General features: G+C 70.7%; 21 protein-coding genes. 11 read left to right on the plus strand and 10 right to left on the minus strand.

The window, feature by feature from the left end; translation table 11 throughout:
- Positions 1-158: 158 nt before the first annotated feature.
- Both ACFY0U_RS02900 and ACFY0U_RS02905 read right to left on the minus strand, forming a co-directional pair.
- A complete protein-coding gene (locus ACFY0U_RS02900) occupies positions 159-2,297 on the minus strand; it encodes a protein kinase (protein WP_388629199.1) in 2,139 nt (712 codons plus the stop codon).
- Positions 2,298-2,373: 76 nt separating this feature from the next.
- Positions 2,374-2,568 (minus strand): hypothetical protein, encoded by a 195-nt coding sequence (locus tag ACFY0U_RS02905; protein ID WP_030044846.1) that lies wholly within the window; start codon positions 2,566-2,568, stop codon positions 2,374-2,376.
- 583 nt (positions 2,569-3,151) lie between these two features.
- Here ACFY0U_RS02905 and ACFY0U_RS02910 point away from each other — a divergent pair.
- Positions 3,152-4,273, plus strand: a complete 1,122-nt coding sequence (locus ACFY0U_RS02910; protein ID WP_388629202.1) for an acyltransferase family protein — start codon at positions 3,152-3,154, stop codon at positions 4,271-4,273.
- A gap of 6 nt (positions 4,274-4,279) precedes the next feature.
- Here the strand turns inward: ACFY0U_RS02910 and ACFY0U_RS02915 are convergent, their stop codons facing one another.
- The 4 genes from ACFY0U_RS02915 to ACFY0U_RS02930 form a co-directional block, all read right to left on the minus strand.
- Positions 4,280-4,738, minus strand: coding sequence for an HD domain-containing protein (locus ACFY0U_RS02915; protein WP_388629204.1), 459 nt, complete (start codon positions 4,736-4,738; stop codon positions 4,280-4,282).
- Positions 4,735-7,164, minus strand: coding sequence for an ABC transporter permease (locus tag ACFY0U_RS02920; RefSeq protein WP_388629206.1), 2,430 nt, complete (start codon positions 7,162-7,164; stop codon positions 4,735-4,737). The genes ACFY0U_RS02915 and ACFY0U_RS02920 overlap by 4 nt, the downstream gene beginning before the upstream one ends.
- A gap of 89 nt (positions 7,165-7,253) precedes the next feature.
- The gene (locus tag ACFY0U_RS02925) at positions 7,254-8,012 is read right to left on the minus strand and encodes an ABC transporter ATP-binding protein (protein ID WP_388629209.1); all 759 of its coding nucleotides are present in this window, start codon (positions 8,010-8,012) and stop codon (positions 7,254-7,256) included.
- A gap of 124 nt (positions 8,013-8,136) precedes the next feature.
- On the minus strand, positions 8,137-9,318 hold the full coding sequence (locus ACFY0U_RS02930) for a PP2C family protein-serine/threonine phosphatase (protein WP_388629212.1): 1,182 nt from the start codon (positions 9,316-9,318) through the stop codon (positions 8,137-8,139).
- 162 nt (positions 9,319-9,480) lie between these two features.
- Here ACFY0U_RS02930 and ACFY0U_RS02935 point away from each other — a divergent pair, with 162 nt between their 5' ends.
- A complete protein-coding gene (locus tag ACFY0U_RS02935) occupies positions 9,481-10,722 on the plus strand; it encodes a GNAT family N-acetyltransferase (protein ID WP_388629215.1) in 1,242 nt (413 codons plus the stop codon).
- 19 nt (positions 10,723-10,741) lie between these two features.
- Here ACFY0U_RS02935 and ACFY0U_RS02940 read toward each other — a convergent pair whose 3' ends face one another.
- Together ACFY0U_RS02940 and ACFY0U_RS02945 are read right to left on the minus strand one after the other, a co-directional pair.
- Positions 10,742-11,551, minus strand: a complete 810-nt coding sequence (locus tag ACFY0U_RS02940) for an Fpg/Nei family DNA glycosylase (protein WP_388629218.1) — start codon at positions 11,549-11,551, stop codon at positions 10,742-10,744.
- A 511-nt stretch (positions 11,552-12,062) separates the two neighbouring features.
- The gene (locus ACFY0U_RS02945; RefSeq protein WP_388629220.1) at positions 12,063-12,548 is read right to left on the minus strand and encodes a ribose-5-phosphate isomerase; all 486 of its coding nucleotides are present in this window, start codon (positions 12,546-12,548) and stop codon (positions 12,063-12,065) included.
- Between the two features lie 205 nt (positions 12,549-12,753).
- Between ACFY0U_RS02945 and ACFY0U_RS02950 the strand changes: the two genes are divergently transcribed.
- A complete protein-coding gene (locus ACFY0U_RS02950; protein WP_388629223.1) occupies positions 12,754-14,220 on the plus strand; it encodes an amino acid permease in 1,467 nt (488 codons plus the stop codon).
- Positions 14,221-14,297: 77 nt separating this feature from the next.
- On the opposite strand, the gene ACFY0U_RS02955 is transcribed toward ACFY0U_RS02950, so the two are convergent.
- The gene (locus ACFY0U_RS02955) at positions 14,298-16,628 is read right to left on the minus strand and encodes a protein kinase (RefSeq protein ID WP_388629226.1); all 2,331 of its coding nucleotides are present in this window, start codon (positions 16,626-16,628) and stop codon (positions 14,298-14,300) included.
- A 195-nt stretch (positions 16,629-16,823) separates the two neighbouring features.
- Between ACFY0U_RS02955 and ACFY0U_RS02960 the strand changes: the two genes are divergently transcribed.
- Positions 16,824-17,552: a hypothetical protein gene (locus ACFY0U_RS02960; protein ID WP_388629229.1), complete on the plus strand. Its 729-nt coding sequence runs from the start codon at positions 16,824-16,826 to the stop codon at positions 17,550-17,552.
- A 53-nt stretch (positions 17,553-17,605) separates the two neighbouring features.
- Positions 17,606-18,907 carry an FAD-binding oxidoreductase gene (locus ACFY0U_RS02965; protein ID WP_388629232.1) on the plus strand — a complete coding sequence of 434 codons (1,302 nt, stop codon included), beginning with the start codon at positions 17,606-17,608 and terminating at the stop codon, positions 18,905-18,907.
- On the opposite strand, the gene ACFY0U_RS02970 is transcribed toward ACFY0U_RS02965, so the two are convergent.
- On the minus strand, positions 18,897-19,475 hold the full coding sequence (locus ACFY0U_RS02970) for a biotin transporter BioY (protein WP_388629235.1): 579 nt from the start codon (positions 19,473-19,475) through the stop codon (positions 18,897-18,899). The two genes, ACFY0U_RS02965 and ACFY0U_RS02970, sit on opposite strands and share 11 nt — an antisense overlap.
- 271 nt (positions 19,476-19,746) lie before the next feature.
- Here ACFY0U_RS02970 and ACFY0U_RS02975 point away from each other — a divergent pair, with 271 nt between their 5' ends.
- The 6 genes from ACFY0U_RS02975 (at position 19,747) to ACFY0U_RS03000 (ending at position 25,459) form a co-directional block, all read left to right on the plus strand.
- The gene (locus ACFY0U_RS02975) at positions 19,747-19,833 is read left to right on the plus strand and encodes a putative leader peptide (protein WP_353694792.1); all 87 of its coding nucleotides are present in this window, start codon (positions 19,747-19,749) and stop codon (positions 19,831-19,833) included.
- A gap of 67 nt (positions 19,834-19,900) precedes the next feature.
- Positions 19,901-21,088, plus strand: coding sequence for an ROK family protein (locus ACFY0U_RS02980; RefSeq protein WP_388629237.1), 1,188 nt, complete (start codon positions 19,901-19,903; stop codon positions 21,086-21,088).
- A 192-nt stretch (positions 21,089-21,280) separates the two neighbouring features.
- A complete protein-coding gene (locus tag ACFY0U_RS02985; protein WP_388629240.1) occupies positions 21,281-22,348 on the plus strand; it encodes an ABC transporter substrate-binding protein in 1,068 nt (355 codons plus the stop codon).
- Positions 22,345-23,190: an ABC transporter permease gene (locus ACFY0U_RS02990; protein WP_388629243.1), complete on the plus strand. Its 846-nt coding sequence runs from the start codon at positions 22,345-22,347 to the stop codon at positions 23,188-23,190. The genes ACFY0U_RS02985 and ACFY0U_RS02990 overlap by 4 nt, the downstream gene beginning before the upstream one ends.
- A complete protein-coding gene (locus ACFY0U_RS02995) occupies positions 23,166-23,891 on the plus strand; it encodes an ABC transporter ATP-binding protein (protein WP_388629246.1) in 726 nt (241 codons plus the stop codon). The genes ACFY0U_RS02990 and ACFY0U_RS02995 overlap by 25 nt, the downstream gene beginning before the upstream one ends.
- A 236-nt stretch (positions 23,892-24,127) precedes the next feature.
- Positions 24,128-25,459, plus strand: a complete 1,332-nt coding sequence (locus ACFY0U_RS03000; protein ID WP_388629249.1) for an LLM class flavin-dependent oxidoreductase — start codon at positions 24,128-24,130, stop codon at positions 25,457-25,459.
- Positions 25,460-25,466 lie beyond the last annotated feature (7 nt).

Genomic DNA, 25,466 nt, shown 5'->3' on the forward strand with positions numbered 1-25,466 from the left:
ACCGCCGCAGCCGCTCGTTTTCTCAGTCCCATGGGGTCTCCTCTGGAGTCTCGACCGGTGACTCGAACCGTAGAGCGCACGAGGGACGTCGTGACCCTGACAACTATCAGGGTGGGTCGGCTCGGGGCGCGTCCGAGGCAGGGGCTGCGGAGCCCCCTTCAGAGGCGGCTCACGTCCACGGTGTGGACCGAGCGGATGCCGTACGGGATGTAGAGGGCGTCGCCGGCGAGGACCGGTGGGGCGGACATGTCGGGGAAGTCGACGGTGCCGCCGTCGTCGCGGCCCCCGAGGGTGGCTTCGACGGCGCCGGTGGCCAGGTCCAGGACTGCCAGGCGGCCGCTGACGGAGGCGAGGTAGAGGCGGGTGGCCGAGGCGGTGGGCGGGCCCGCCTGCTCCACTCCGGAGTCGCTCTGCCACAGCTGCTTCCCGCTGCGTGGGTCGACCGCGCGGACGCCGCCGCTGGGGAGCGTGAAGTAGAGCCTGCCGCGCAGCAGGGTGGGGGTCGAGCCCTCCGGCTGGGCCTTGGACAGCCGTACGGTCGTCAGGACGTGGGACGTGGCGTTGACCAGGGTCAGGGTGCGGTGCTCCCCGGTCGTGCCGAGCACGATCAGGCGTCCGCCGGTCTGTCCGACGATGTCCTTGTCCCCCGCGACCCGGAGGGTCCAGCGGGCCCGTCCGGTGGCCGGGTCGAGCTGCGCGATGCTCGTGCTGCCGACGGCGTCGTCGCCGCTCCACTTCTGGCAGACCAGATATCCCTGCCGGGCCGCGGTGCGCAGCAGGCAGTTCTGCTTGTCCGGCTCGGGGAACCGCTGCTTCCAGCGGACCTCGCCGTCCTCGGCGCCGACCAGGGCGAACTGCTCCCCCTGCTTGCCGTAGGCGGTGATGATCCCTTCGGGTACGGCGATGGAGGCGCCGTGGTCGCTGGAGGGCTCCACGGCCTCCTCGCCGTCGCCGGTGACCGTCTTCCAGATCACCTTGCCGGTCTCGGCGTCCAGGGCCTGGACGGTGTGGCGGGTCACGGTGGTCCCGTCGCCGGAACCGGTGGTCCGGTCGTCGGAGCCGTAGGCGTACACCCGGCCGCCGCGGGTGCCGATGATCGTGCCCGCGGAGGAGCTGCCGCCGATGTCGTCCGCCGTGCCGTCGATGGGCAGGCCCCAGGTGTTGCGGCCGTCCGCCAGCGCGAAGCGGGTCGCGAGGATGTCGTCGCCCGCGCAGACCAGGGAGGTGCCGCCGACGGCGACACAGCGCCTGAAGGGGCCGCCGGCGCCTATCGGGTCCTTGTCGAGGCTCGGGTCCTTCGCCCGCTTGTGCCATTGCGTCCAGCCGGCCGGGAGCTTGCCCGGGGCCGGGTCGTCACCGCTGAGGGCGAGCGTCGTGGTGGCCGCCGCCGCGAGGGCGAGGGTGGCCGCGGCGGCCAGCCACCGGCGTGTGCGGCGGCGGGGTCTGCCGGTGGCGGTCGGCGGCGGAGTGTCGTTCGAGGGCGGCCAGTCGCCGTCCTTCAGGAGCCGTAGCAACTCGTCCGCCGTGGGGCGGGACTTGGGTTCCTTTTCCAGGCAGAGGCGGATGAAGGGGAGCAACTCGGCGGGGACGTCGTCGAGTTCGGGGGTGCCCTCGACCACGCGGATCGCCGTCTCGTAGGGGCTCGGGCTGTCGAAGGGGCCGCGGCCCGAGGCGGCGAACGCGACCACCGCGCCCAGGGAGAAGATGTCGGCCGCCGGGCCCACGTCCTGGGGTGCCGAGAACTGTTCCGGGGACATGAAGGGCGGGGTGCCCATCACACGGCCGGTCTGGGTGAGGACGTCGGAGGCGGCGAACTCGGTGGCGCGGGAGATACCGAAGTCGATGACCCGGGGGCCGTCGTCGGCGAGCATCACGTTGGCCGGTTTCAGGTCCCGGTGGACCACGCCCGCGCGGTGGATGTCGCGGATGGCCTCGGCGAGGCCCGCGGCGAGGTCACGGAGGCGGGGAAGCGGCAACGGGCCGTTCTCGCGAATGTGCGTGCCGAGGTCCGAGCCCGGTATGTAGAGCGTGGCCATCCAGGGGCGCGGCGCGTCGGCGTCCGCGTCCACGACAGGAGCCGTGAAGGCACCGCTGACCTGACGGGCGGCGGCCACCTCGCGGCGGAACCGGGCCCGGAACTCGTCGTCGTCCGCGTACTGGCCGTGCACCACCTTGACCGCGAGCCGGCGGCCGGAGGCGGAGCGGGCGAGGTAGACCACGCCCATTCCCCCGCTGCCCAGCCGGTCCTCGATGCGGTAACCGCCCGCCTCCGCCGGGTCCGAGTCGCGCAGCGCCATCCCCGTACGTCCCCCCGTTGCCCGTCTCCGGCCCCCGTGACCGGACGGATCAGCGTAGCTCCACGGGTCAACAGGGTCAGAACTGGATCGAGTTGATGGTCTCCGCTATCGAGTTGAGGAAGCGCTGGATGTCGTCGGCCATGCCCGTCGAGGCGAGGAAGAAGCCGAACAGCACGGCCACGACGGCAGGTCCGGCCTTGAGGGATCCGCCACGGATCAACACCACCAAGATGATCGCCAACAGCAGCACCACTGACAGCGAAATGGCCACAACTGATCACACCCTCGGTCGGTCCGCTCTCCCGGCCCGGGGGTGCCAGCCCCGCGCACCCCCGCCAGAACCATCGTGCCACCAACCAAGCCGCTGTATGCGGCGGGTGATGCATCGTTGACCACACCTGTGCCTGAACTGTGCGGTGCCGTCCGGCCGTACGACCGACCCCTCATGTTCCGCACAGCAATTCGAGAGCGCACCCACACAGGTAATTCGACGGGATCGTTTCGGTCTCCACACATCCTGTTCGCAGGTAATTCGAATAGTCGCCGGGCCTACAGGAAGCGGACATTCCGCCGGAGTCGCCTGCTGGTCTTATGCCCTATTTAGTCGGGATGAATCACCTCAAGTTGGCGCTTGCCGTGTCCATAATCCTTACCCGCCAGGTGTGTTGACCGTCACGTTCCCAGGGCGTCAACCGCGCGATTTCCTGGGCACCCGAAGCGAATAACCGGGAATGACCTCGTGGGTTTTACGAAAACCCACAGACAACGCTAGGGTGCCTCAGATGTTCCACGCTGCCTCGTCCCCCGCACGCGGCAGAGCGCCGCTCCCCCCTGCCCAGCCGTCGGCATCAGGAGTGCCGAGTCCGCGCTCGCCCCTCAAACAGCAGAACGAACAGCCGGCCAAGCCCGCCGGCAAGCAGCGCGACGCCTTCTTCGACAACGCCAAGTACCTGGCGATCGTGCTCGTGGCCATCGGTCACGCGTGGGAGCCGCTCAAGGGCGACAGCCGCATCCTGGAGGCCGCGTACACGGTCGTGTACTCGTTCCACATGCCGGCGTTCATCATCATCTCCGGCTTCTTCTCCCGCAGCTTCGACATGCGCCCGGACCGGCTGCGGCGGCTGATCACCGGTGTCGCGGTGCCGTACATCGTCTTCGAGACCGCCTACGTCCTCTTCGAGCGCATGGCGGGCGACGACCCCGGCAAGGACATCAGCCTGCTCGACCCCTGGTATCTGACCTGGTTCCTGTGCGCGCTGTTCGTCTGGCGGATGATCACCCCCGTCCTGAAGGCGGTCCGCTGGCCCCTCCCCTTCGCGCTCGGCCTCGCGATGCTGGCGTCCGTCGCGCCGTCGATCGGTGACGACCTGGACCTCCAGCGGATCCTGCAGTTCCTGCCGTACTTCGTGCTGGGCCTGTGCATGAAGGCCGAGCACTTCCACCGGGTGCGCACCCGCGCGGTGCGGATCCTGTCGGTGCCCGTGTTCGCGACCGCGCTCGTCGTCGGCTGGTGGGCGGTGCCGCGCATGAACACCGCGTGGTTCTACCACCGGGACGCCGCACAGGAGTTGGGCGCGCCGTGGTGGGCCGGGCCGGTCATGGTGCTCGCGATGTTCGGCTGCTCGCTGCTGCTGACCGCCTGCTTCTTCGCCTGGGTGCCGCGCCGGAACATGTGGTTCACGGCGCTCGGCGCGGGCACGCTGTACGGCTATCTGCTGCACGGCTTCCTGGTGAAGGCCGGTGACTACCAGGGCTGGTTCGACCACCCCTGGCTGCACCGCCCGCTCGGCGAGATCCTCGTGAGCGTCCTCGCGGCCGCCGCCGTCACCGTGCTGTGCACGAAGCCGGTGCAGCGCGTCTTCCGGTTCGCCATGGAGCCGAAGATGGAGTGGGCCTTCAAGCGGGACGCCGCCGAACTGGCCCGGGAACGCCAGCGGCAGGAGCGGCGCGACCAGCGCGAGAAGGTCCTGGCCTAGCCGTCGTCACACCCCCAGACCGAGAAGTGCACGCATCCGCGCGTACTTCTCGGTCAGTCGTTTCCGGGTCTGTTCGTCGAGGACCGCGAGGCGCTCCGGGTCGGCGTTGTGCGCCAGGTCCGACTCCTTCACCAGCAGCGCGCCGGGAGTGGCGAGGATCCGCCCGGCGTACGCCTCGGGCGGCTCCCCCGCCCGCTTGGTGACGGCGAGCACGATGTCCTTGGTACGACGGCTCAGCGCGGCCTTTGCCAGCCAGTCGGCGGAGAGCGCGTCGTCCTCGACGGCGTCGTGCAGCCAGGCGGCCGCGATCTGCTCGGCGTCGCCGCCCCGTGCGCGCACCCCCTCGGCCACGGCCCGGAGATGTTCGGCGTAGGGCCGGCCCGCCTTGTCGGTCTGGCCCTCGTGGGCGGCGCGGGCGAGGTGCTCGACCTCGGTCAGGGCCAGGGTGCGCGGTGCGTCGGTCACGGGTCCAGTGTCTCCCCGCGCAGCGCCACGCGGGCCGGAAGGCCGGCCGCGGTCAGGCCCAGGGCGACGATCGCCGCGACGAGTGAGCCGTACACCAGCGGAGGGATGTACGGGCCCTGTCCCGTCAGTCCGTTCATCATCGGGACGAGCGTGGCGAGGGCGATGGCCGTGCCGAGGACGATGCCCGCGAGGGCGACCAGCAGGGCCTCCCAGCGGATCATGCGCAGCACCTGGCGGCGGGTGGAGCCGATGAGGCGCAGGGTGCCGAGTTCACGGCGGCGGTCCAGGACCGTCATCACCAGGGTGTTGCCGGCGGCGACGGCCGCGAAGCCGCCGAGGACGGCCGCCATGACGTTGTTCGCCCAGGCGTTGAGCTTGCGGTCCACGGACTGGGCGGTGGTGTAGTCGGCGCGGGCCAGGACCGTGCCGAGCTCCTTCAGACCGGCTGTCGTACCGCCCTTGGTCCACAGTTCCGTGTCGAAGGCGGAGGTGACGTGGCCGGCGAGGTCGGTGCGGGCCATCGTCACCTGCGACAGTCCCATGCCCCGTCCGTACGTCGCCACGATCCGCGGCTCGGCCTTCGTGCCGTCGGGCAGGCGGATCGGGAGGCGGTCGCCGACCTCGGCGTCCGCGTTGTCGGCCAGGGCGGCGTCCACGGCGATCTCGCCGGGTTCCAGGGAGAGTCGGCCGTCCTTGACGTCCAGATCCTGTACGGCCGCCAGATCGGCCGCGGAGCCCGTGACGCCCTGTGCGGTGGCCGCCGCCAGCGTGCCGCCGGAGGCGGGGACGAGCACGGAGGTCTTCAACAGGCCGACGGCGGAGGTGACTTCGGGGGCGTGTTCGGCCCGTCGTACGGCGTCGGGGGCCAGGCCCGGGCCGTCGGCGGTGACGATGTGGTCGGCGGTGATCCCGTCGCGCTGCTGCTCGGCGGTGACGTGGTTCTCGCTGGTGTGCAGGAAGAGCAGCACCGAGGAGAACGCCATCGCGAGGACGATCGGGGTGATCGCGGAGGCCAGTCGGCGGGCGTTCGTACGGGAGTTGGCGGCGGCGAGCACGGCGGAGGCGCCGGCGCCGCGCAGCGGGAGGCCGAACAGGGCGGCGCAGGCACGGGCGATCAGCGGGCCGAGCAGGGCCACGGCCAGCATGAACAGCATGACGATGCCGAGCGCGGCGTTGGCCGCGTCCTCGCCGGTCGTCGAGGCGGCCAGACCCGCGCAGACACAGCCGCCGGCCGCCGCGGCGATGCCGAGCGGGGTGCGGACCCAGCCGAAGCGCAGCCGCTCCACGGACGCCTCGCTGAGCGCCTGGCCCGGCTTGATGCGGGAGCTGCGGTGGGCCGCCATGTAGCCGGCGAGCAGGGCGGTGACGAGGACGGCGCCGACCGCGCAGACCAGGGGGATCCAGGAGACGGCCAGGTCGACGGGGCGCGGTACCGCGCCCCGGTCGCGCAACTGCCCGAACCACCAGGCGGCCAGGGCGACTCCGGGCACACAGCCGACCACGCCGGCGGCCGGGGCGACCAGGAGGGCCTCGGTGGCGATGGTGCGGCGGATCTGGCGCGGGCTGGTGCCGATGGCTCGCAACAGGGCGAACTCCCGGGCGCGTTGGCCGACCGCGAGGGCGACGGTGCCGGCCGCGGTGAACATGGCGACCAGCGTGGCGGTGCCGCCGAAGGAGGCGCCGAGGGCGATGAGGACCTCCTTGCCCTCGGCGAGGGTGGGGTCCTGCACCGTGCCCCGGTCGGCGCCGGTGTGGATCTCGGCCTTGCCGCCGAGGGCGTGTGCCACCTGGGCGGCGAGGGTGTCGGTGGGGACGCCGGGCTTGGGGAGCACGGCGATGGCGTCGATACGGCCCGGGTGCCCGGAGAGCCGTACGGCTTCCGCGTCCGCGAACCAGGCCTGCGGGGAGTCGGTGGTGCCGGAGACGCGGTAGGTATGGGTTCCTGTGGGGGTGGTGAGGGTGATCCGGTCGCCTGTGTCGGCCTGGTTCAGGACGACTTCGCCTGGGGCCGGGGCACGGCCCGCCTTCAGGTGTTCGCCGGTGAACGCGGTGGCCGACCAGTTGTGGGCGGTGAGGGCCTTCCCGCCGGGCCCGGTCACCGGGAAGGTGACGTCCGCCACGGCGGTACGGGCGCCCGGGGCCTTCGCCGCCTTCGCGACCAGGCCGGCGTCGAGGCGGGCGCGGTCCGGGACCGGTTCGCTGTCGGCGCTGTCGCCCTTGCCGTAGTGGGCCTTCTGGTCGGCGGCGGCCACGACCGGCGCGTTCGCGTAGCGGCCGGGCGGGACCTCGGCCCGTACCCCCGTCTCCAGGAGGATGCCGCAGGCCGACACGATCAGCGCGGCCATCGCGAGGGCGACGAAGGTGCCGACGAACGCGGAGGGACGAAAGCGGAGCGCTGCGCGGGCCAGGCCGTTGGGCGTGAACATCGGGGGGTCCTAAGGGTTTAGGCGTGTGTGTTTCGGGGTCAGGTGCGGGTGGGTGGGGGCTGGTCGCCGAGAAGTTGGTCGGCGCTTCGTCACGCCGCTGCCGGTACGTGAGCCCGTCGAGCCGTCAGGGTTGTCATGCATGCCGCTATCCGGTCCGGGGTCGGGTGGTCCAGGTGGTCGACGAGTTCGCCGTCGGCCAGGAAGAGGACGCGGTCGGCCCAGGCGGCTGCCGTGGGGTCGTGGGTGACCATGACGACGGTCGCGCCCTGTTCGTCCACCGCGCGGCGCAGGAGGCCGAGGATCTCCGCGGCGGTGGTGGTGTCCAGGGCGCCGGTCGGTTCGTCCGCGAAGACGACGTCGGGGCGGGTGACGAGGGCGCGGGCGATGGCGACGCGCTGCTGCTGGCCGCCGGAGAGATGGCCGGGGCGGCGGCGGGCCTTGTCGGTCAGGCCGACCTGGGCGAGGACGTCCGCGGTGCGCCGGCGGTCGGGGCGGTGGCCGGCGAGACGCGTCGGGAGGGCCACGTTCTGCTCGACCGTGAGGGACGGGAGGAGGTTGAAGGCCTGGAAGACGAAGCCGAGGCGGGTGCGGCGCAGCGCGGTGAGCTTGTTCTCCTTCATGCCGGTGATCTCCGTGCCGGCGAGGCGCACGGTGCCGGAGGTGGGGCGGTCCAGGCCCGCCGCGCACTGGAGGAAGGTGGACTTGCCGGAGCCGGACGGGCCCATGACCGCGGTGAAGCTGCGGGGCGCCAGGGTCAGGTCGATGCCGCGCAGAGCGTGGACGGCGGTCCGGCCCCGGCCGTAGCGGCGGTGCACTCCGTGGAGTTCTACGGCCCAGTCGGCCTGCATGGCTGTCCTTCCGTTCGTTCGAGGGGGTGGTGTCTCGAACGTACGGATTCGGGGGGTACGGCGACCATGCGGGCGGCTGGCGGATCGAGGCGGGGGTAAACCCCACCTCGGGAGGGGGGTCCCCTCAGAGGTTCGCCGCCTGGGCCGTCGGGCCCTCCCGGCAGATCAGCAGGAGCGCCCTGTCGTCGTTGACGTCCTTGGCCACCGCTTCGATCAGATGCCAGGCCGCGCCGTGGAAGCCGCCGGCCACATAGCGGTCGGCCTCGCCGGTGAGGCGGTCGATGCCCTCGACGATGTCGCGGTCGGAGGTCTCGACGAGGCCGTCGGTGAAGAGCATCAGGACGTCACCGGGGCGCAGCGAGCCCTTGACCGGGTCGAACTGGGCACCGTCGTAGACACCGAGGAGGGGGCCCTCGGCCGCCTTCTCCTCCCAGCGGCCGCTGCCCGCGCTCAGTTGGAGGCCCGGGGGATGGCCGGCGGAGTAGAGCTCGTAGTCGCCGGAGTCCAGGTCCAGGACCAGATGGATCGAGGTCGCGAAGCCCTCGTCCCAGTCCTGGCGCAGGAGATAGCCGTTCGCCGCGGGGAGGAACGCGTGCGGCGGCAGGCTGCCCAGGAGGCCGCCGAAGGCGCCGGAGAGCAGCAGGGCGCGGCTGCCCGCGTCCATGCCCTTGCCGGAGACGTCCGTCAGGACGACCTCCATCGTGCGGCCGCCGTTGGTGCGGGCCGCGACCACGAAGTCGCCGGAGAAGGACTGGCCGCCCGCCGGACGCAGGGCCATCTCGCGGTGCCAGCCCTGGGGCAGCTGCGGGAGCTTGCTCTGGACCCGGATGCGTTCGCGCAGGTCGAAGAGCATGGTGCCGCCGCGCCGCCAGGGCACCCCGACCCGGCTGCGGAACTGGGCGATCAGCAGACCGAAGAAACCGCAGGCCGCGACCACGAGCACGATGCCCGGGGTCACCCGGGACGGGCCCTCCGTGTACGGGCCCAGCTGCACGGACTCCACGATCAGTGCCGTCGCCGCGGCCGCGTACAGGCCGAGCAGGCTGGCCGGGCGCAGCAGCAGGCCGCCCGCGACGATCGGGAGGACCAGCGCGGCCGGGGAGACCCAGACCGAGTTGGCGAGCGTCGTGGCCGCGATCAGCGGGATCGTGATGAGCAGACCGGCGAGTGCGACCCAGTCCGAACCGTCCCCGCGGAAGTAGTCCACGGCGCTTCTGCGCAGGCCGACGCGGGCCCGGTGCCACTGCATCTTCAACCGGGCCGTGAACGTCTCGGCTTCCGCGCGCCGCTCTCGTCCTGCTGCCATTAGTTCGGGACCCTATCCATCGGACCAGCTGCTTGGCACGGGAGGTCCCACTTGTCCCCCGTCCGAGGTTCAACTTCACAGTGAACTTCACAGGAAGCCGTCGTGCCGCCGCCAAGGAGAAATTCCCTGGCTCGTCCCGCAATGCCCTGGTAGGCATGGTCCATGGCTTCTGACTTGGCGACCGAACTGCGGGTGCTGCGGCGGCAGGACTGGGACGAGTGGTACGACAACCTGATCCGCGCCTTCGGCGGGGTCCCGGAGTCGACCGAGGAACGTGAGCTGTGGAACTCCCTCACCGAGACCGACCGCTCCATCGGCGCCTGGGACGGTGACGTGTGTGTCGGTACGGCGGGGGCGTTCAGCTTCCGGCTGACCGTACCGGGCGGCGCCTCGGTGCCGGCCGCCGGAGTCACCATGGTCAGTGTGTCCGCCACCCATCGTCGCCGTGGTGTCCTCACGGCGATGATGCGGCGACAGCTGGACGACGTACGGGAGTGGGGGTGGCCGCTGGCCGTGCTGACCGCCTCCGAGCCCGCCATCTACGGGCGGTTCGGGTACGGCGTCGGTACGCACGCCGTGACCGCCGAGATCGACACCAGGCAGGTGCGGCTGTCCGTACCGCCGGGGGTGGACGACGTACGTCTGCGGTACGCCGATCCCGCCGAGGTGCTGGGCGCGTGCGAGGCGGTGTACGCGCGCGTGGTGCCCTCGCGGCCGGGGATGGTGGCGCGTACGCCCGGCTGGGAGCGGCTGATGGTGCTGGACCCGGAGAGCGACCGGGAGGGGGCGTCGCCGCTCCAGTGCGTGGTCGCGGAACGGGACGGCGAGGTCGTGGGGTTCGCGCGATTCGCCGTGAAACCGGACTGGGAGCCGACCGGGCCGCAGGGCAAGGTGCTGGTCCGTGATGTCGAGGCGCTCGATCCCGTGGTGTACGCGGCGCTGTGGCGGTTCCTGTTCGACATCGACCTGACGTCGGGGCTGGTGACCCGGGGGCGGCCGGTGGACGACGCGTGGCAGTACCTCGTGTCCGACATCCGGCGGTGTTCGCTGCGGGTGCGGGACTCCTTGCACGTGCGGCTGGTGGAGGTGGGGGCCGCGCTGGAGGCGCGGACCTATCAGGCGCCGGTGGACGTGGTGTTCGAGGTCGTGGACGACTTCTGTCCCTGGAACGCGGGGCGTTGGCGGCTGAGTGGGGACGCGAAGGGGGCGTCGTGCGAGCGGACCACCGACGCGGCGGATCTGGCGTTGTCCGTACGGGAGTTGGGGGCGGCGTATCTCGGTGGGGTGAGCCTGGCCTCGCTGGGGGCGGCCGGGCGGGTGCGGGAGGTTCGGCGGGGGGCGTTGGCGGAGGCCGCGGTGGGGTTCGGCTCGGCTGTGGCGCCGTGGCTGCCGCACGGGTTCTAGGGCGGGGTTCTGGCCCGGTTCAGGGTTTCTGGCAGGTCGGGCACCAGAAGAGGTTGCGGGCGGCGAGGTCGGCGGTGCGGATCTCGCCGCCACAGATGTGGCAGGGGAGGTTGGCCCTGCGGTAGACGTACACCTCGCCGCCGTGGTCGTCGACGCGGGGTGGGCGGCCCATCGCCTCGGGGGTGTGTTCGGGGCGGACGGTGTCGATGCGGTTGTTCCTCACGCCCTCGTGCATGAGGTCCACGAGGTCGTGCCAGATCGCGTCCCACTCCTGTGGGGTGAGTGTGTTGCCGGTGCGGTACGGGTCGATACCGTGCCGGAAGAGGACTTCGGCGCGGTAGACGTTGCCTACGCCGGCGATGACCTTCTGGTCCATCAGCAGGGCGGCGATCGCCGTACGGCTGCGGGCGATCTTTTTGTACGCGGTCTCGGGGGTGGCGTCCTCGCGGAGAGGGTCCGGGCCGAGGCGGTCGTGTATCGACTGCTTCTCGGTGGGGGTGATGAGGGCGCAGGTGGTGGGGCCGCGGAGGTCGACGTACGACGTCGGGTTCGCGAGGCGGAGGCGGACCGTGTCGGTGGGTGGGGGTGCGGGGGTCCTGCCGAAGTTGACCTTGCCGAAGAGGCCGAGGTGGATGTGGATCCAGTCGGTGTCCCGGAAGCCGAGGAAGAGGTGTTTGCCGTGGGCCTCGGTGTGGGTGAGTTCCGCGCCGTCGAGGAGGTCTGCGGCGTCGGTGAACTTGCCCTGGGGGCTGGTGACCTGGGTTTTTCTGCCGCGGAACGCTGTGGCGTAGTCCTTGGCCAGGCGGTGGATCGTGTGCCCCTCCGGCACGGTGGCTCCTTCTTCGTCCGGGGGGCTTTTTCTCGCCCCCGCCGCCCTTACCCGTTCCCATCCTCCAGGGGCGCTGCCCCTTCGATCCCATCCCTGGGGGCTACGCCCCCAGACCTCCATCGGCCCCGAAAGTGCCTCGTCCTCAAACGCCGGACGGGCTGAAAGATGCGGGACCGGCCTTGGGAGGCGCAGCCGTCACGGGTGGGTGGGGGATCGGGACGGTATGTCCTCGTCCTCCAACGCCGGACGGGCTGAAGGATGCGGACCGGCCTTGGGAGGCGCAGCCGTCACGGGTGGGTGGGGGATCGGGACGGTATGTCCTCGTCCTCCAACGCCGGGCGGGCTGAAAGACAGGGGTGGGTGGGGGATCAGGACGGCTTCCCTTGGCCTCCTACGCCGGATGCGGCGAGACGCCCAGGGGCGCGGGGAACTGCGCGACCAGCCCCCACGCGCCCGCACCCGGCCACGGCCACGGCGAGAGCGCGCCCGCAGCGGCCACGGCGGCGATTGGCTACTGCTGCGGGTGGTGCGGCGGGATCGGGGGCAGGTCGCCCGTGGTCTCGTAGGCGGCCAGCATGTCGATGCGGCGGATGTGGCGGGCGTCCTCGGAGAACGGGGTGGCGAGGAAGGTCTCGACGAACTTCGTGGCCTCGTCCTGGGTGTGCATGCGGGCGCCCACCGCGACGACGTTGGCGTTGTTGTGCTGGCGGCCCAGCGACGCGGTCTCCTCGCTCCAGGCCAGCGCCGCGCGGACGCCCTTGACCTTGTTCGCGGCGATCTGCTCGCCGTTGCCGGAGCCGCCGATCACGATGCCGAGGGAGTCCGGGTCCGCCGCTGTGCGCTCCGCGGCGCGGAGGCAGAACGGGGGGTAGTCGTCCTGGGCGTCGTAGATGTGGGGACCGCAGTCGACCGGGTCGTGGCCGGCCGCCTTGAGCCAGTCGACGAGGTGGTTCTTGAGTTCGAAGCCCGCATGGTCGGAGCCGAGATACACGCGCATGGGATGAGTGTGACACGACTGTTTCGGGGCAGCAGCCCTGGGTGTCGCGCAGGAAAATTCTTGATCTGACCATCGAAGCTCAAGAAAACCTCAAGTAACGATCCGGAATCAAAGGTTCACGAATTCCTTTACCTCCGATTCACTGGACCGATCCGTACGCCGCTCGTACGGGACACTGCTCGCCCGGCGCAAAGGAATTCCCCTCATGACTTCGCAGCCGACCCCGGCCAAGGCCACCGGAGACCCCGGTAACGGCCTTCAGGCCGGGCTCAAGAACCGTCACCTGTCGATGATCGCCATCGGTGGTGTGATCGGTGCCGGCCTCTTCGTCGGATCCAGCTCCGGTATCGCCACCGCGGGACCCGGCATCCTCCTGTCGTACGCGCTCGTCGGCACGCTCGTGGTGCTGGTGATGCGGATGCTCGGTGAGATGTCCGCCGCCAACCCGACCTCCGGCTCCTTCTCGGCGCACGCCGACCGCGCGCTCGGGCGCTGGGCCGGGTTCTCCATCGGCTGGCTGTACTGGTTCTTCTGGGTCGTGGTGCTGGCCGTCGAGGCCACCGCCGGTGCCGTGATCCTGGAGGGCTGGATACCGGCCGTGCCCCAGTGGGCCTGGGCCCTCATCGTGATGATCGTGCTGACCGCGACCAACCTGGTCTCCGTCGGGTCCTACGGTGAGTTCGAGTTCTGGTTCGCCGGCATCAAGGTCGTCGCGATCGCCGCGTTCATCGTCATCGGCGGGCTCGCCGTCTTCGGGGTGCTGCCCGGCGTCGACAGCGACAAGGCCGGTCTCGGCAACCTCACCGACCACGGCGGCTTCCTCCCCAACGGCGCCGGCGCGATCCTCACCGGTGTACTGCTCGTCGTCTTCTCCTTCATGGGCAGCGAGATCGCCACGCTGGCCGCCGGTGAGTCCGAGAACCCGCAGCAGGCCGTCACCAAGGCGACCAACAGCATCATCTGGCGGGTCGGCGTCTTCTACCTCGGCTCGATCTTCGTCGTGGTCTCGCTGCTGCCCTGGAACGACCCGTCCATCAAGAAGGACGGCTCCTACGTCGCCGCGCTCGACTCCCTGGGCATCGCGCACGCCGGTCAGATCATGAACTTCATCGTGCTGACCTCGGTGCTGTCCTGTCTCAACTCCGGCCTCTACACGGCCTCCCGCATGGCCTTCTCGCTCGGCCAGCGGGGCGACGCGCCGAAGTCGTTCGCGCGGACCACCGGCCGGGGTGTGCCGATGACGGCGATCCTCGCCTCGGTCGTGTTCGGCTTCGTCGCCGTCTTCTTCAACTACCTGTCCCCGAAGACGGTCTTCCTCTTCCTCGTCAACTCCTCCGGAGCGGTCGCCCTGTTCGTCTGGCTGGTGATCTGCTTCTCGCAGCTGCGGATGCGGAAGATCATCCAGGCCGAGGCGCCGGAGAAGCTGGTCGTGAAGATGTGGCTGTACCCGTATCTCACCTGGGCGACCGCCGGGTTGATCGTGTTCGTGCTCGGTTACATGCTGACCGACACGGAGGGTGCGAGCAGTGGGCGTACGACCGTCCTGCTCTCGGTGCTCGTCGCGGCGTTCGTGCTCGCCATCGCCTTCGTGAAGGAGAAGGTCGGCGCCAACCGCGCCGCCGTCGTCTCCCCCGAGGTGCGCGACGAGGTCGACGAGGTCAAGGTCGGCTGACGCGCCACCACGTATGAGGAAGGGGCCCCTGGAATTCGCCTGAGGGGCCCCTTTTCTCATGCCTCTTGGCTCATGCCTCACAGGATCGTGAAGCTGTCCGTGACCTTGTCGTACGTCTTCACCGCCTGGTTCTCGATGTCGGGCTGGTACCAGGTGTTGATCTGGTACGACTTGCCGTCCGCGTTGAAGCCCAGCAGCCGGGCGTGCCACTTGGTGCCCTTGAGGGTGAAGGTGTACTCCCAGACGACCGCCGGGTAGTCGCGGAACTTCGTCTCCGCCAACCGGATCTTCTGGTAGTCCTCGCCCTGGTGGGCGTTCTGCTCCGAGGTCTCCCAGGTCTCCATCAGATCGCCGCGGGCCAGCGAGGACTTCGCGACGAGTTCCTGTTTGCCGTCCGGCGACGTGTAGTGGACCTCCGCGCCCGTCTTCACGTCCCTGCGCCAGCCCTCGGGGGTCGCCCAGGCGAACCCGCCCGCCTCCCGGTGCGCGCCCGGCGGCAGGCTCTGCGGCCGGGACGTGCCCTCGACGGTGGGCGAGGGGGTCTCGGACACGGTCGGGGACGGGGTGGGTGAGCCGTCGGCCTGATTCCCGCCGGGTGAGCCGGAGTTCATCAGGAGTACGACGGCGACGACCGCACCGGCGGTGACCACGGCCGCGGCGGCGAGCAGTCCGGTACGGCGGTGCGGGCGCCGCGGGTCGCTCGGGCGGGCGGGTCCGGGCAGTTCGCCGGGCGGCATCCCGGGCGGCGGCTCGTGCACCGGCCGGCGCTCGGTCACCGCCTCGGAGCGGTTGAGCGAAACGCCGCGTGCGGCTCCCGCCGGGCCGCCGACGGGGGTTTCGGAGCGGACCTCGGAACTGGTGGACGCGGCCGCTTCCGTGGAGGCGTTGCCGGAGTCGGGTGCGGGTGTGGGGCGGTCGAGGCTGACGGGACGCTCGGTCCGGGCCGGGTGCGCGGCAGGCTCGTGGGTGGCGGGGCGTTCGGGAAGGGACGGCTGCGCGACGGGCCCGTGGGTGGCGGGTCGCTGGGTCTGCGCGGGTGCGGTGCGCTGCTGCGGGATCGCGTCGTGTACGGCCTCGGGTTCCGGCCGGGTCTCCGGCTCGGGACGCCGGGGATCCCGGGCGGCGGGGACACGGGAGGCGTCCAGGTAGGCGGGGGTGGGTGATTCGTGGGGGGCCCACGGGAGTTGAGGGGTCGCCTGGTCAGGGGGTGGGGTCCGTGGAGTGGGCGCGGAGGGCGTCGGTGACTCGAACTCGGACGCGGTACCTGTCTCGGCCCCACCGGCCGCTTCCCCCACGGATGCGGACCCACGCGCCGCCTCGGACTCCGGCCCGGCGGGCCGACCCGCCGACTCCGGCGCGAAAGAAGGGCCAACCGCTTCCGCCCCGGGCTCGGCCAGATCCCCCGGTCCGGCCGCATGCTCCGGCCCCGTCGCCGCCCGTTCAGGTGTCTCGGGGTGCGGGAGGGGCGCCGGCTCCGTGGGCTGGGACGGGCTCGGACTCACTTCCGGGCGAGGGTCCGGGGTCGTGCCGGGTGCGGCTTCCCCGGGGGCCGGGCGCTGTTCCTCCTCGCGGGGTTCCTCCGTCCTGGGCACCGCGACTGTCGGGGTGGGGGCCGGGAAGGCCACCGGTCGCAGAGCGGTCTCCAGGTCGTCCAGGCCCGGGCGGACGTCGGGGTCCTTCTCCAGGAGGGCGGCCAGGATGTCGCGCAACGGGCCAGCGGAGGCGGGGAGTTCGGGCTCTTCGTAGAGGACCGCGTGGAGCGTGGCGAGGGTGGTGTCGCGGGAGAAGGGGGAGCGGCCGCCCATGGCCGCGCAGAGCGTCGCGCCCAGGGACCAGATGTCGGACGGCGGGCCCTGGGGGCGGCCCGAGATGCGTTCGGGGGCCATGTAGTCGGGGGAGCCGACCAGCATGCCGACCATCGTGAGCGCCTTCGCGTCCTGGATCGCCGCGATGCCGAAGTCCGTGAGGACCACGCGGTGTCCGGTCCGCTCCACCAGGACGTTGCCCGGCTTGATGTCCCGGTGCAGGACGCCACGGGCGTGCACCTGACGCAGCGCCGTCACCAGGCCGACGCCGATACGGGCCGCCTCCAGGGGGCCGAGCGGGCCGTCCTCCATCATCATCCGCTCCAGGGAGCGGCCGGCGACCAACTCCATGACGATCCACAGGCGTTCGCCCTCGTCGACCACGTCGTAGATCCGTACGACATTGGGGTGGTCGATCCGCGCCGTGGCCCGCGCCTCGCGCAGCGTGCGTTCCCTGCGGGTGCGCGCGTCCTCCGCGTCGAGACCGTCTATGCGCATCTCCTTGACCGCGACCTCCCGGTCGAGCATCTCGTCGGCGGCCCGCCACACCCGCCCCATTCCCCCCTGACCAATGCTCTCGACCAGGCGATAACGTCCCGTCACCAATATCCCGGGAGCCCCACCGCTCCTCGTGTTTCCCGTATTCCCCGGCAATCCGTCACACCCCCTCAACCACGCACCGGTCAACGCCTACTTCAACACAATGGTCACACTTCGCGCCGTACCAGCATAGTGCGGAGAAATCTTGTGGTAGCTCTTCAAGTACTGCGAATTCAGGCGCAGCCAAGGGGGACGAACATGAGTTCTCGTCGTATGACGACCATCGCGGGATCGCTGGTCACGGCATCTTTTTCGGCCGTGCTGATCCTTTCCACCGCCGCCGGCGCGGCCGAGGGACCCGGAAGCAGCAAGGGGGGAAAGGCCGTTGACGAGGCACCGGCGGGCGTGAAGCTGACCACGCTGCTGCCCGAACAGATCTCGGTCGACAACAGTTCCGAAAAGACCGACCTCACCGCCACGGTGAAGAACGAGGGGACCAAGGACAGCGGAAAGATCCAGCTTTTGGTCGTCGGATTCGACGGCCTCACGGTCAATGACGTTCAAGGGTGCTCCTCGATTGCCGAAAGCGATCTGCCGGAGGGCTCGAACAGCGGTTTCGCCTGCCCGATCGACAATCTCGCGGCCGGTAAGTCGAAGTCGTACGCCGTGGACGCGACATTCGATCTAGGAAAGACCGGCAAGATCTGTCTGCCGGTGCAGTCCGGCGACGGAAAGAAGACGTTCTGGCAGCAGGGCCCGGTTCCGTTCGGTACGACGAACCCGTCGCCGAACGCCCCGGCCACCCCGCTGCTGCTCGGCACCGACAACCAGCCCGTCGGGCCGGGCGGCGAGAAGGAGCTGCCCAAGACCGGTCCCGCCCGTGACCTGCTCCCGCTGGGGGCGGCGGGCGCGGCGCTGCTGACCGCCGGTGCGGCCGGGATGTGGTGGGCCACGCGGCGGCCGCGGCAGGAGGTCCGCACGCACTGACGTCGGTCCATGGAGGCATAACCTGACGGAAGCTGTCAGGTTATGCCTCCAGCATGACGTACATGAACAGCCACACAGCTCAGGAACTCGCCGGATTCCAGACCGGGTTCACCGTGCGTCCCGCACACCTCGTCGTCGCCAGCTCCACCGACGACATCGTCGCCGCCGTGCGCCACGCCGCCGCCGAGCGGCTGCCGGTCGTCGTCCAGGCCACCGGTCACGGGCTGCCGGGGCCGGTCGAGGGCGGCGTACTCGTCTCGACGCGGCGCATGGACCGGGTGACCGTCGACCCCGTCGCACGCACCGCCCGCATCCAGGCGGGCGTCCGCTGGAGCCAGGTCGTCGAAGCCGCCGCACCCCACGGGCTCGCCCCGCTCAACGGCTCCGCGCCGGGCGTCGGCGCCGTGTCGTACACGCTGGGCGGCGGACTGGGCATCCTGGCGCGGGAGTTCGGGTACGCGGCCGACCATGTCCGCGCCCTCGACGTCGTCACCGGCGACGGCCGACTGCGGCAGGTGACACGGGAGTTCGAGCCCGGCCTGTACTGGGGGCTGCTCGGCGGCGGGCACGGTCTCGGCATCGTCACCGAGCTGGAGATCGGCCTCGTCCCCGTGCGGACGCTGTACGGCGGTTCGCTCGCCTTCGACGGGCGTCAGGTCGATCCGGCGACCGTACTGCGGGCGTACGAGGCGTGGACGCGGACCGTACCGGACGGGCTGACCTCGTCCTTCGCCGCCGTACCGTATCCGGACCTGCCGGCGCTGCCGCCGCGGCTGCGCGGACGGTACGTCGTCTCCGTACGGGTCGCGCACACGGGCGCCGACGGGGAGCGACTCGTCGCCCCGCTGCGGGAGATCGGGCCGGTGCTCGCCGACTCACTGCGGGAGATGCCGTACACCGAGAGCCACACCATCCACAGCGACCCGGACTTCCCGCACACGTACTACGGGGACAGCGCGGTGCTCGGCGAGTTGGACATCCCGGCAACCGGTGAGGTGCTTCGGCGCACCGGGCCGGGCGCCGGCGCCATGGTCGTCGTTCAGATCAATCATCTCGGTGGGGCGCTCACCGAGCCCGCGCCGAACTCCGTGCCGTGGCGTGAAGGGCGGTTCCTGGTACGGCTGTTGGCCATGGCGGAACGGGAGCGGGCCCGGGAGACCCTCGATCCGGCGTTCGCGCTGCTCGCGCCCGGCACGCTCGGGCGGGCGGTCAACTTCGCGTTCGGGGCCGGGGACCGGAGCGAGGGGTTGTACGACGACGAGACGCGCAAGAGGCTCGCCGGGCTGAAGTCGCAGTACGACCCGGCGAGCCTCTTCCCTGACCACGTCAGCGGGTTCAGCGGTTTCAGCGGTTGACGAGCTTCCAGGTCGTGGGCAGCAGGCCCATCGCCAGGGCCGCCTTGAGGGCGTCGCCGATCAGGAACGGGGTGAGGCCGGCCGCGATGGCTGCGGAGGCGGACATGCCGGTGGCGAGGGCCAGGTACGGGACGCCGACGGCGTAGATGATCGCCTCGCCGAGCAGCATCGCGCCCGCCGTGCGCAGCACGGAGCGGTCGGCGCCGCGGCGGGCCAGGGCGCCGACGACGGTGGAGGCGAGGATCATGCCGAGGATGTAGCCGAAGGAGGGGGCCGAACCGCCGGAGGTGGCGCCCGCGAACCACGGCACGCCCGCGATGCCCGCGAGCGCGTACAGGGCGAGGGAGAGGAAGCCGCGGCCGGCGCCCAGCGTCGTGCCGACGAGCAGCGCGGCGAAGGTCTGGCCGGTCACCGGCACCGGGGAGCCCGGCACCGGCACCGAGATCTGGGCGGCGAGGCCGGTCAGCGCGGCACCGCCGAGCACGAGCGCGACGTCCCGGACACGGGAGGCCGGCAGCAGGTCGGCGAGGACCTGGCCAGGGCGGACGGGGGCGACGGCGGTGCTCATGGGGACTCCGCGAGGGTATGAACGGCGAGGGACATCGCGACGCTATACCGGCCTCCTCGCGCCGATCACCGTCAGCGCTCGACAAAGGCTGGAGCCGCGGCTTGGTGGGCTCCAGACAAAGGGTGGTGGTTACACCGGGTAGGACGTGAAACCGGTCACTGAGGCCGGGACGTTTCACTCACGTGTCGAGTGTGAACGGCGTCTGTAGGGTCCCACCAAATGGGGCATCGCACCCTGGCCGGATCCGGCCGACCCCCCTACCCTTCGAGCCATGGTTGCCCAGGCCCTCACCCTCACGTCGCGTCGCCATGTCGACCTGCGACGAGTGAGCGCTGCCGCCTGTCGCCGCCCCGGGTGAGGCGGCTCCGGGGCGCCTCACCCTCCGAGACGGCGCAGTGTCGGACCCGCTCCCGAGGATGATCGCCATGCCCACCACCCTTGTCTCCCCCATCGCGCGTGCCTCCGATGCCGACCGGCGGCGGACGAGCGCGAGTGTCGTGCTGCGGTCCGTGCTGGAGCACGGGCCCGTGGCGCGCTCCACCATCGCCCGGCTGACCGGCCTCTCCCCCGCCTCGGTGACGGACTACTGCGCCCGGTTCACTCAGCTCGGGCTGATCCGGGAGGCCGCCATGCCCCGGCGGTCGAAGGGTGTGGGGCGGCCCCATGTGCCGGTCGACCTGGACTCCTCACGTTTCGTCGTGGGCGGGGTCCATGTGGCGGTCCCCTACACCACCGTCGCGCTGCTCGATCTGCGCGGACGCGTGGTGGCCTCGCGGGAGCTCAAGCACGAGGGCGTCACCGAGCCGGGGCGGGTGCTGGCGCGGGCCGCCGACGGGCTGGGCGCGCTGCTCGACGCGGCGCCGGGGTGCCGGCCGCTCGGTGTCGGCTTCGCGGCCGGTGGCTGGGTGGACCAGGAGGCCGGAACCGTCGTCGAGCACCAGCTGCTGGGCTGGCGGGACGTGCCGGTGCGGGAGCTGATCGGCGCGCGCACCGGGCTGCCGGTCCATGTGGACGGGCACGCGCGGGCGTTGGTCAACGCGGAGCGGCTGTTCGGGCGGGCGCGGGGCAGCCGCAGCGTGCTGCATCTGTTCGTCGGCAATGTGGTCGACGCCGCGTTCGCCACCAACGACGAGGTGCACCACGGGCCGCGTTCGCAGGCCGGCGCGATCGCCCATCTACCGCTCGGCGGCTCGCAGAGGTGCGGGTGCGGGCGGGTCGGCTGCCTCCAGGTCGAGCTGAGTGAGCGGACGCTGTGCGAGCGGGCGCGGGCGGCGGGTGTCATCGCCGGGGTGAACCCGATGCATCTCGTGCGGGGAGCGGCGGACGGGGATCCGGTGGCCGCCCGGCTGCTGGTGGAGCGGTCGCGGATGACGGGGCGGGCGGCCGGGCTGCTGCTCGACATCCTCAACCCGGAGACCGTCGTGGTCACCGAGGTCGGCGCGATCCATCGGGAGGACTGCCTCACCGCGCTGCGGGACGAGGTCGGACCCGAGCGGGCGGCGGCCGTGATCCCGACGAGTTTCCCGGATTCCGTCCTCGCGGTGGCGGGCGGTTCGGTGGCCCTCGACACGCTTTACCGGGATCCACTGGCCGTGTCACCTGAGCGGAATTAATTCAGAAACTCCGAATATTGACACGGGTTCCGCTCAACCGGGAGCATCTTGCCCATGAGCCCTCACCTGCACTGTCGCGCCTTCTGTTGCTGACACGTTGCCCCGTGTGACGCGCTCATTTCTGCCGCGTGAAATTTCTTCCGCACGCCGTTCATCGCGCTTTTCTCATGCACCAATTCAGGGAGTCCTCCCATGCCTTTTTCCCGTACGTCCGGCATAGACCGGCGGCTGTTCCTGACCTCGCTCGTGGGCGCCGCGGCCGGTGTCGCCGGGCTCAGCGGCTGCGCCGAGTCCAGCGCCGCCACCGGTGCCAAGGGCGCCTCGACCGCCCCGCTCGCCGACAAGGTCCCGGCCGGCACCAGCCTCAAGATCGCCTCTTTCTCGAACACCCAGCAACTCCAGTTCAAGCTCGCCAAGTTGGGCGAGCTGCCTTTCAAGGTGTCGAGCTGGGTGAACATCGGCGCAGGGCCCGATGTCATCAACGCCTTTCGCGCCAACTCCCTGGACCTCGCCAACAACGCGGGAATTCCACCGATCCAGGCGCACTACCAGGGATTCGACGCGAAGATCGTCGCGATCAACATCACCCGTAAGCCGAATTACGTCTTCGCCACCAAGCCCGGCAGTGATATCCGTACGGTCGATGACTTCCGGGGGAAGAAGCTCGCCTTCTCCCAGGGCCAGGCCCAAGGTGTCGTGCTGCTGCGGGCCTTGAAGAAGGCCGGGCTGAAGTACGACGACGTGAAGCTGGTCCCGCTGACCAGCAACCAGTTCCTCACCGCCCTCCAGTCGGGCCAGGTGGACATCGCCCCGCTGGGCAACACCCAGTCGCCCGCCTACCTCTCGCAGTACGAGTCCAAGGGCGCCCGGATCATCACCACGGACGTGGTCGACCTGCTCAACCTGCTGTGGGCGCCGGCCACCGTACTGAACGACAAGGCGAAGGCGGCCGCGGTCGCCGCCTACATCCCCTTCTGGGCCAAGGGCCAGGTCTGGACGTACGAGAACCCCGACATCTGGAACGAGGAGTTCTACGTCAAGACGCAGAACCTGACCCTCGCCCAGGCGCAGGGCATCACCGCGCTCGCCAACAAGCCTTTGTTCTCGCCCAGTTGGGACGAGGCGATCCGCTGGGAGCAGGAGACCGCCGATCTGCTGGCGGAAGGCGGGTTCGTGAAGAAGTTCGACGTGTCCTCGCTCTTCGACCACCGCTTCGAGGGCATCGCCGCGAAGTCCGTAGCAGAGGAGTACCGCAAGTGAGTGCTGTGACCACGACGGCGACCGCACCGGTCGTCGCGGAACCGTCGAAAGCGGTACGCCGGAAACGGCGGGGCCTGTCCCCCGGCCGCCGGCTGCCGGCCACCCGGCTCATCGGCCCCGCCCTGCTGCTCGCCCTGTGGGCCGCCGCCTCCGCCGCGGGGCGGCTGGACCCGGCCGCGATCCCGGCGCCCTGGACGGTCGTGGAGACCGGGGCCCATCTGTGGACGGACGGCACGCTGGTCGGCGACATCCTGACCTCGCTCCAGCGCGCCGCCTCCGGGTTCGCGATCGGTCTCGTCGCCGGGGTCGCGCTCGCGCTGGCGGCCGGGCTGAGCCGGGTCGGGGAGGCGCTCATCGACGGGTCGGTGAACCTCAACCGGGCGATCCCGACGCTCGGTCTGATCCCGCTGTTCATCCTCTGGCTGGGCATCGGCGAGACCTTCAAGATCGCCATCATCGCGATCGTCGTCTACATCCCGATCTATCTGAACACCCATGCCGCGCTGTCCGGCATCGACAGCCGGTTCGTCGAACTCGCCGAAGTGCAAGGGCTCAACCGGTTCCAGTTCATCCGGCAGATCGTCATCCCCGGCGCACTGCCCGGATTCTTCGTGGGACTCCGGCTCGGTGTCACCGGCTCCTGGCTCGGCCTGGTCGTGCTGGAGCAGATCAACGCCACCAGCGGACTCGGCTACATGATGTTCCAGGCCCAGAACTACGGCCAGTCGGACGTCATCCTCGTCGGACTCGTCGTCTACGGCGTCTTCGGACTCGCCTCCGACAGCACGGTCCGCTTCATCGAACGGAGGGTGCTGTCATGGCGACGCACACTGAGCAGCTGACCCGGCCGGCCGTCCAACTCCGGGGTCTGACCCGGTCGTTCGACGGGCGGGTCGTCCTCGACGGGATCGACCTCGACATTCCCGCCGGGCAGTTCGTGGCCCTGCTCGGGCACAGCGGGTCCGGCAAGAGCACGCTGCTGCGGGCGATCGCGGGGCTGGACCACGAGGTCGTCGGGAGCGGTCAGCTCAGCGCGCCCGAGCGGGTGTCCGTGGTCTTCCAGGACTCGCGGCTGCTGCCGTGGCGGCGGGTGCTGGACAACGTACTGCTGGGGACGGACGGCGAGGACAAGGGGCGGGCGGCTCTTGAGGAGGTCGGGCTCAAGGGGCGGGAGCGGGCCTGGCCCAATGAGTTGTCCGGGGGTGAGGCGCAGCGGGCGGCACTGGCGCGGTCGTTGGTGCGGGAGCCGGAGCTGTTGCTGGCCGATGAGCCGTTCGGGGCGTTGGACGCGTTGACGCGGATCAAGATGCATGCGCTGCTGCGGGAGTTGTGGGAGCGGCATCGGCCTTCGGTGCTGCTGGTCACGCATGACGTGGATGAGGCGATCGTGCTGGCGGATCGGGTGCTGGTGCTGGAGGAGGGGCGGGTGGGGGTCGATCTGGCCATCGAGCGGCCTCATCCGCGGTCGTATCGGGATCCGTTGCTCGGGGAGTACCGGGAGCGGTTGCTGTCGGCGCTGGGGGTGACCGAGGACGTGGGGTGACCGAGGGGCTTTCCTCGCCCCCGCCGCCCCTACCCGTCCCATCCCCAGGGGCTCCGCCCCTTCGACCCCGCTGGGGCTCCGCCCCAGACCCCGATCGGCCCGAAGGGCCTCGTCCTCAAACGCCGGACGGGCTGAAAGACAGAGGCGAAGCCCCCAGCGGGTGGGGGGATCGGGACGGCCCGCCCTCGCCCTCGAACGTCGGATGCGCTGAACGACCACAAGTAAAGGACCCTCGCATGACCCGCCAGCTCCACCTCAACGCCTTCCTCATGAACACCGGGCACCACGAAGCCTCGTGGAGACTGCCCGAGAGTGATCCGTACGCCCATGTCGAGCTGGATCACTACGTCAGGCTCGCGAAGATCGCCGAGCGTGGGACCTTCGACTCGCTGTTTCTCGCTGATGGGCCCCAGTTGTGGGGGAACATCGCACAGCGGCCCGCCGGTGCGCTGGAGCCGCTCACCTTGCTCACCGCGTTGGCGACGGCGACCGAGCACATCGGGCTGATCGCGACGGCGTCGACGTCGTACAACTCGCCCTACAACCTGGCCCGTAAGTTCGCGTCCCTGGACATCATCAGTGGGGGGCGGGCCGGGTGGAACATCGTCACCACCGCCGGTGCGGAGGCGGCGCGGAACTTCGGGCTCGATGCGGAGCCGGCGCACGCCGAGCGGTATGCCCGCGCCGCCGAGTTCCTGGATGTCGCCCTGAAGCTCTGGGACAGCTGGGAGGACGACGCGATCGTCGGCGACAAGTCGGCCGGTGTGTGGGGTGACGACGACAAGATCCATCCGCCGCGGCACCAGGGGACGTACTTCAGTGTCGAGGGCGCCCTCAACGTGCCGCGTTCGCCGCAGGGTTACCCGCTGCTCGTGCAGGCGGGGTCGAGCGAGGACGGGAAGCGGTTCGCGGCGCGGTACGCCGAGGCCGTGTTCACCGCGCAGCAGACCCTGAAGGACGCGCAGGACTTCTACTCCGACCTCAAGTCCCGCACCCGGCAGGCCGGTCGGGACCCCGAGCACATCAAGGTGCTGCCCGGGATCGTGCCCGTCATCGGGTCCACGGAGGCCGAGGCGCGGGCGGCCGAGCAGGTCCTGGAGGACCACATCGTGTACACGCACGGGGTGGACCGCCTGGAGCGGCTGCTGCAATTGGAGCCCGGCTCCCTGGAGTTGGACTCCCTCCTGCCCGCCGATCTCCCCACCGAGGACGCCATCGAGGGTGCCAAGAGCCGGTACACGCTGATCGTCGAGCTCGCCCGGCGGGAGTCCCTCACCGTGCGGCAGCTCATCGGACGGCTCGGCGGCGGACGCGGGCACCTCACCTTCGCGGGGACGCCCGAGCAGGTCGCCGACGCGATCGAGCGGTGGTTCACGCTCGGTGCCGCCGACGGCTTCAACATCATGCCGGCCGTGCTGCCGTCCGGCCTCGACCTCTTCGTCGACCACGTCGTCCCGATCCTGCGCGCCCGCGGTCTGCTCCGCGAGGAGTACGGGCCGCGCCGGACCCTGCGGGAGCGCTACGGCCTCCCCCGCCCCGCCAACCAGTACACCGCCACCCTGGTCTGAGAGGACA

The organism is Streptomyces sp. NPDC001536 (assembly GCF_042894505.1).
Lineage (GTDB): Bacteria > Actinomycetota > Actinomycetes > Streptomycetales > Streptomycetaceae > Streptomyces.

What these genes read in the sequence shown, in the direction of transcription:
- ACFY0U_RS02965 (WP_388629232.1), top strand. Translation starts at nt 17,606, where the DNA reads ATGACGTACATGAACAGCCACACAGCTCAGGAACTCGCCGGATTCCAG.
- ACFY0U_RS02900 (WP_388629199.1), bottom strand. Translation starts at nt 2,297, where the DNA reads ATGGCGCTGCGCGACTCGGACCCGGCGGAGGCGGGCGGTTACCGCATC.
- ACFY0U_RS02975 (WP_353694792.1), top strand. Translation starts at nt 19,747, where the DNA reads ATGGTTGCCCAGGCCCTCACCCTCACGTCGCGTCGCCATGTCGACCTG.
- ACFY0U_RS02960 (WP_388629229.1), top strand. Translation starts at nt 16,824, where the DNA reads ATGAGTTCTCGTCGTATGACGACCATCGCGGGATCGCTGGTCACGGCA.
- ACFY0U_RS02980 (WP_388629237.1), top strand. Translation starts at nt 19,901, where the DNA reads ATGCCCACCACCCTTGTCTCCCCCATCGCGCGTGCCTCCGATGCCGAC.
- ACFY0U_RS02995 (WP_388629246.1), top strand. Translation starts at nt 23,166, where the DNA reads ATGGCGACGCACACTGAGCAGCTGACCCGGCCGGCCGTCCAACTCCGG.
- ACFY0U_RS02930 (WP_388629212.1), bottom strand. Translation starts at nt 9,318, where the DNA reads ATGGCAGCAGGACGAGAGCGGCGCGCGGAAGCCGAGACGTTCACGGCC.
- ACFY0U_RS02920 (WP_388629206.1), bottom strand. Translation starts at nt 7,164, where the DNA reads ATGTTCACGCCCAACGGCCTGGCCCGCGCAGCGCTCCGCTTTCGTCCC.
- ACFY0U_RS02935 (WP_388629215.1), top strand. Translation starts at nt 9,481, where the DNA reads ATGGCTTCTGACTTGGCGACCGAACTGCGGGTGCTGCGGCGGCAGGAC.
- ACFY0U_RS02970 (WP_388629235.1), bottom strand. Translation starts at nt 19,475, where the DNA reads ATGAGCACCGCCGTCGCCCCCGTCCGCCCTGGCCAGGTCCTCGCCGAC.
- ACFY0U_RS02925 (WP_388629209.1), bottom strand. Translation starts at nt 8,012, where the DNA reads ATGCAGGCCGACTGGGCCGTAGAACTCCACGGAGTGCACCGCCGCTAC.
- ACFY0U_RS02985 (WP_388629240.1), top strand. Translation starts at nt 21,281, where the DNA reads ATGCCTTTTTCCCGTACGTCCGGCATAGACCGGCGGCTGTTCCTGACC.
- ACFY0U_RS02945 (WP_388629220.1), bottom strand. Translation starts at nt 12,548, where the DNA reads ATGCGCGTGTATCTCGGCTCCGACCATGCGGGCTTCGAACTCAAGAAC.
- ACFY0U_RS03000 (WP_388629249.1), top strand. Translation starts at nt 24,128, where the DNA reads ATGACCCGCCAGCTCCACCTCAACGCCTTCCTCATGAACACCGGGCAC.
- ACFY0U_RS02950 (WP_388629223.1), top strand. Translation starts at nt 12,754, where the DNA reads ATGACTTCGCAGCCGACCCCGGCCAAGGCCACCGGAGACCCCGGTAAC.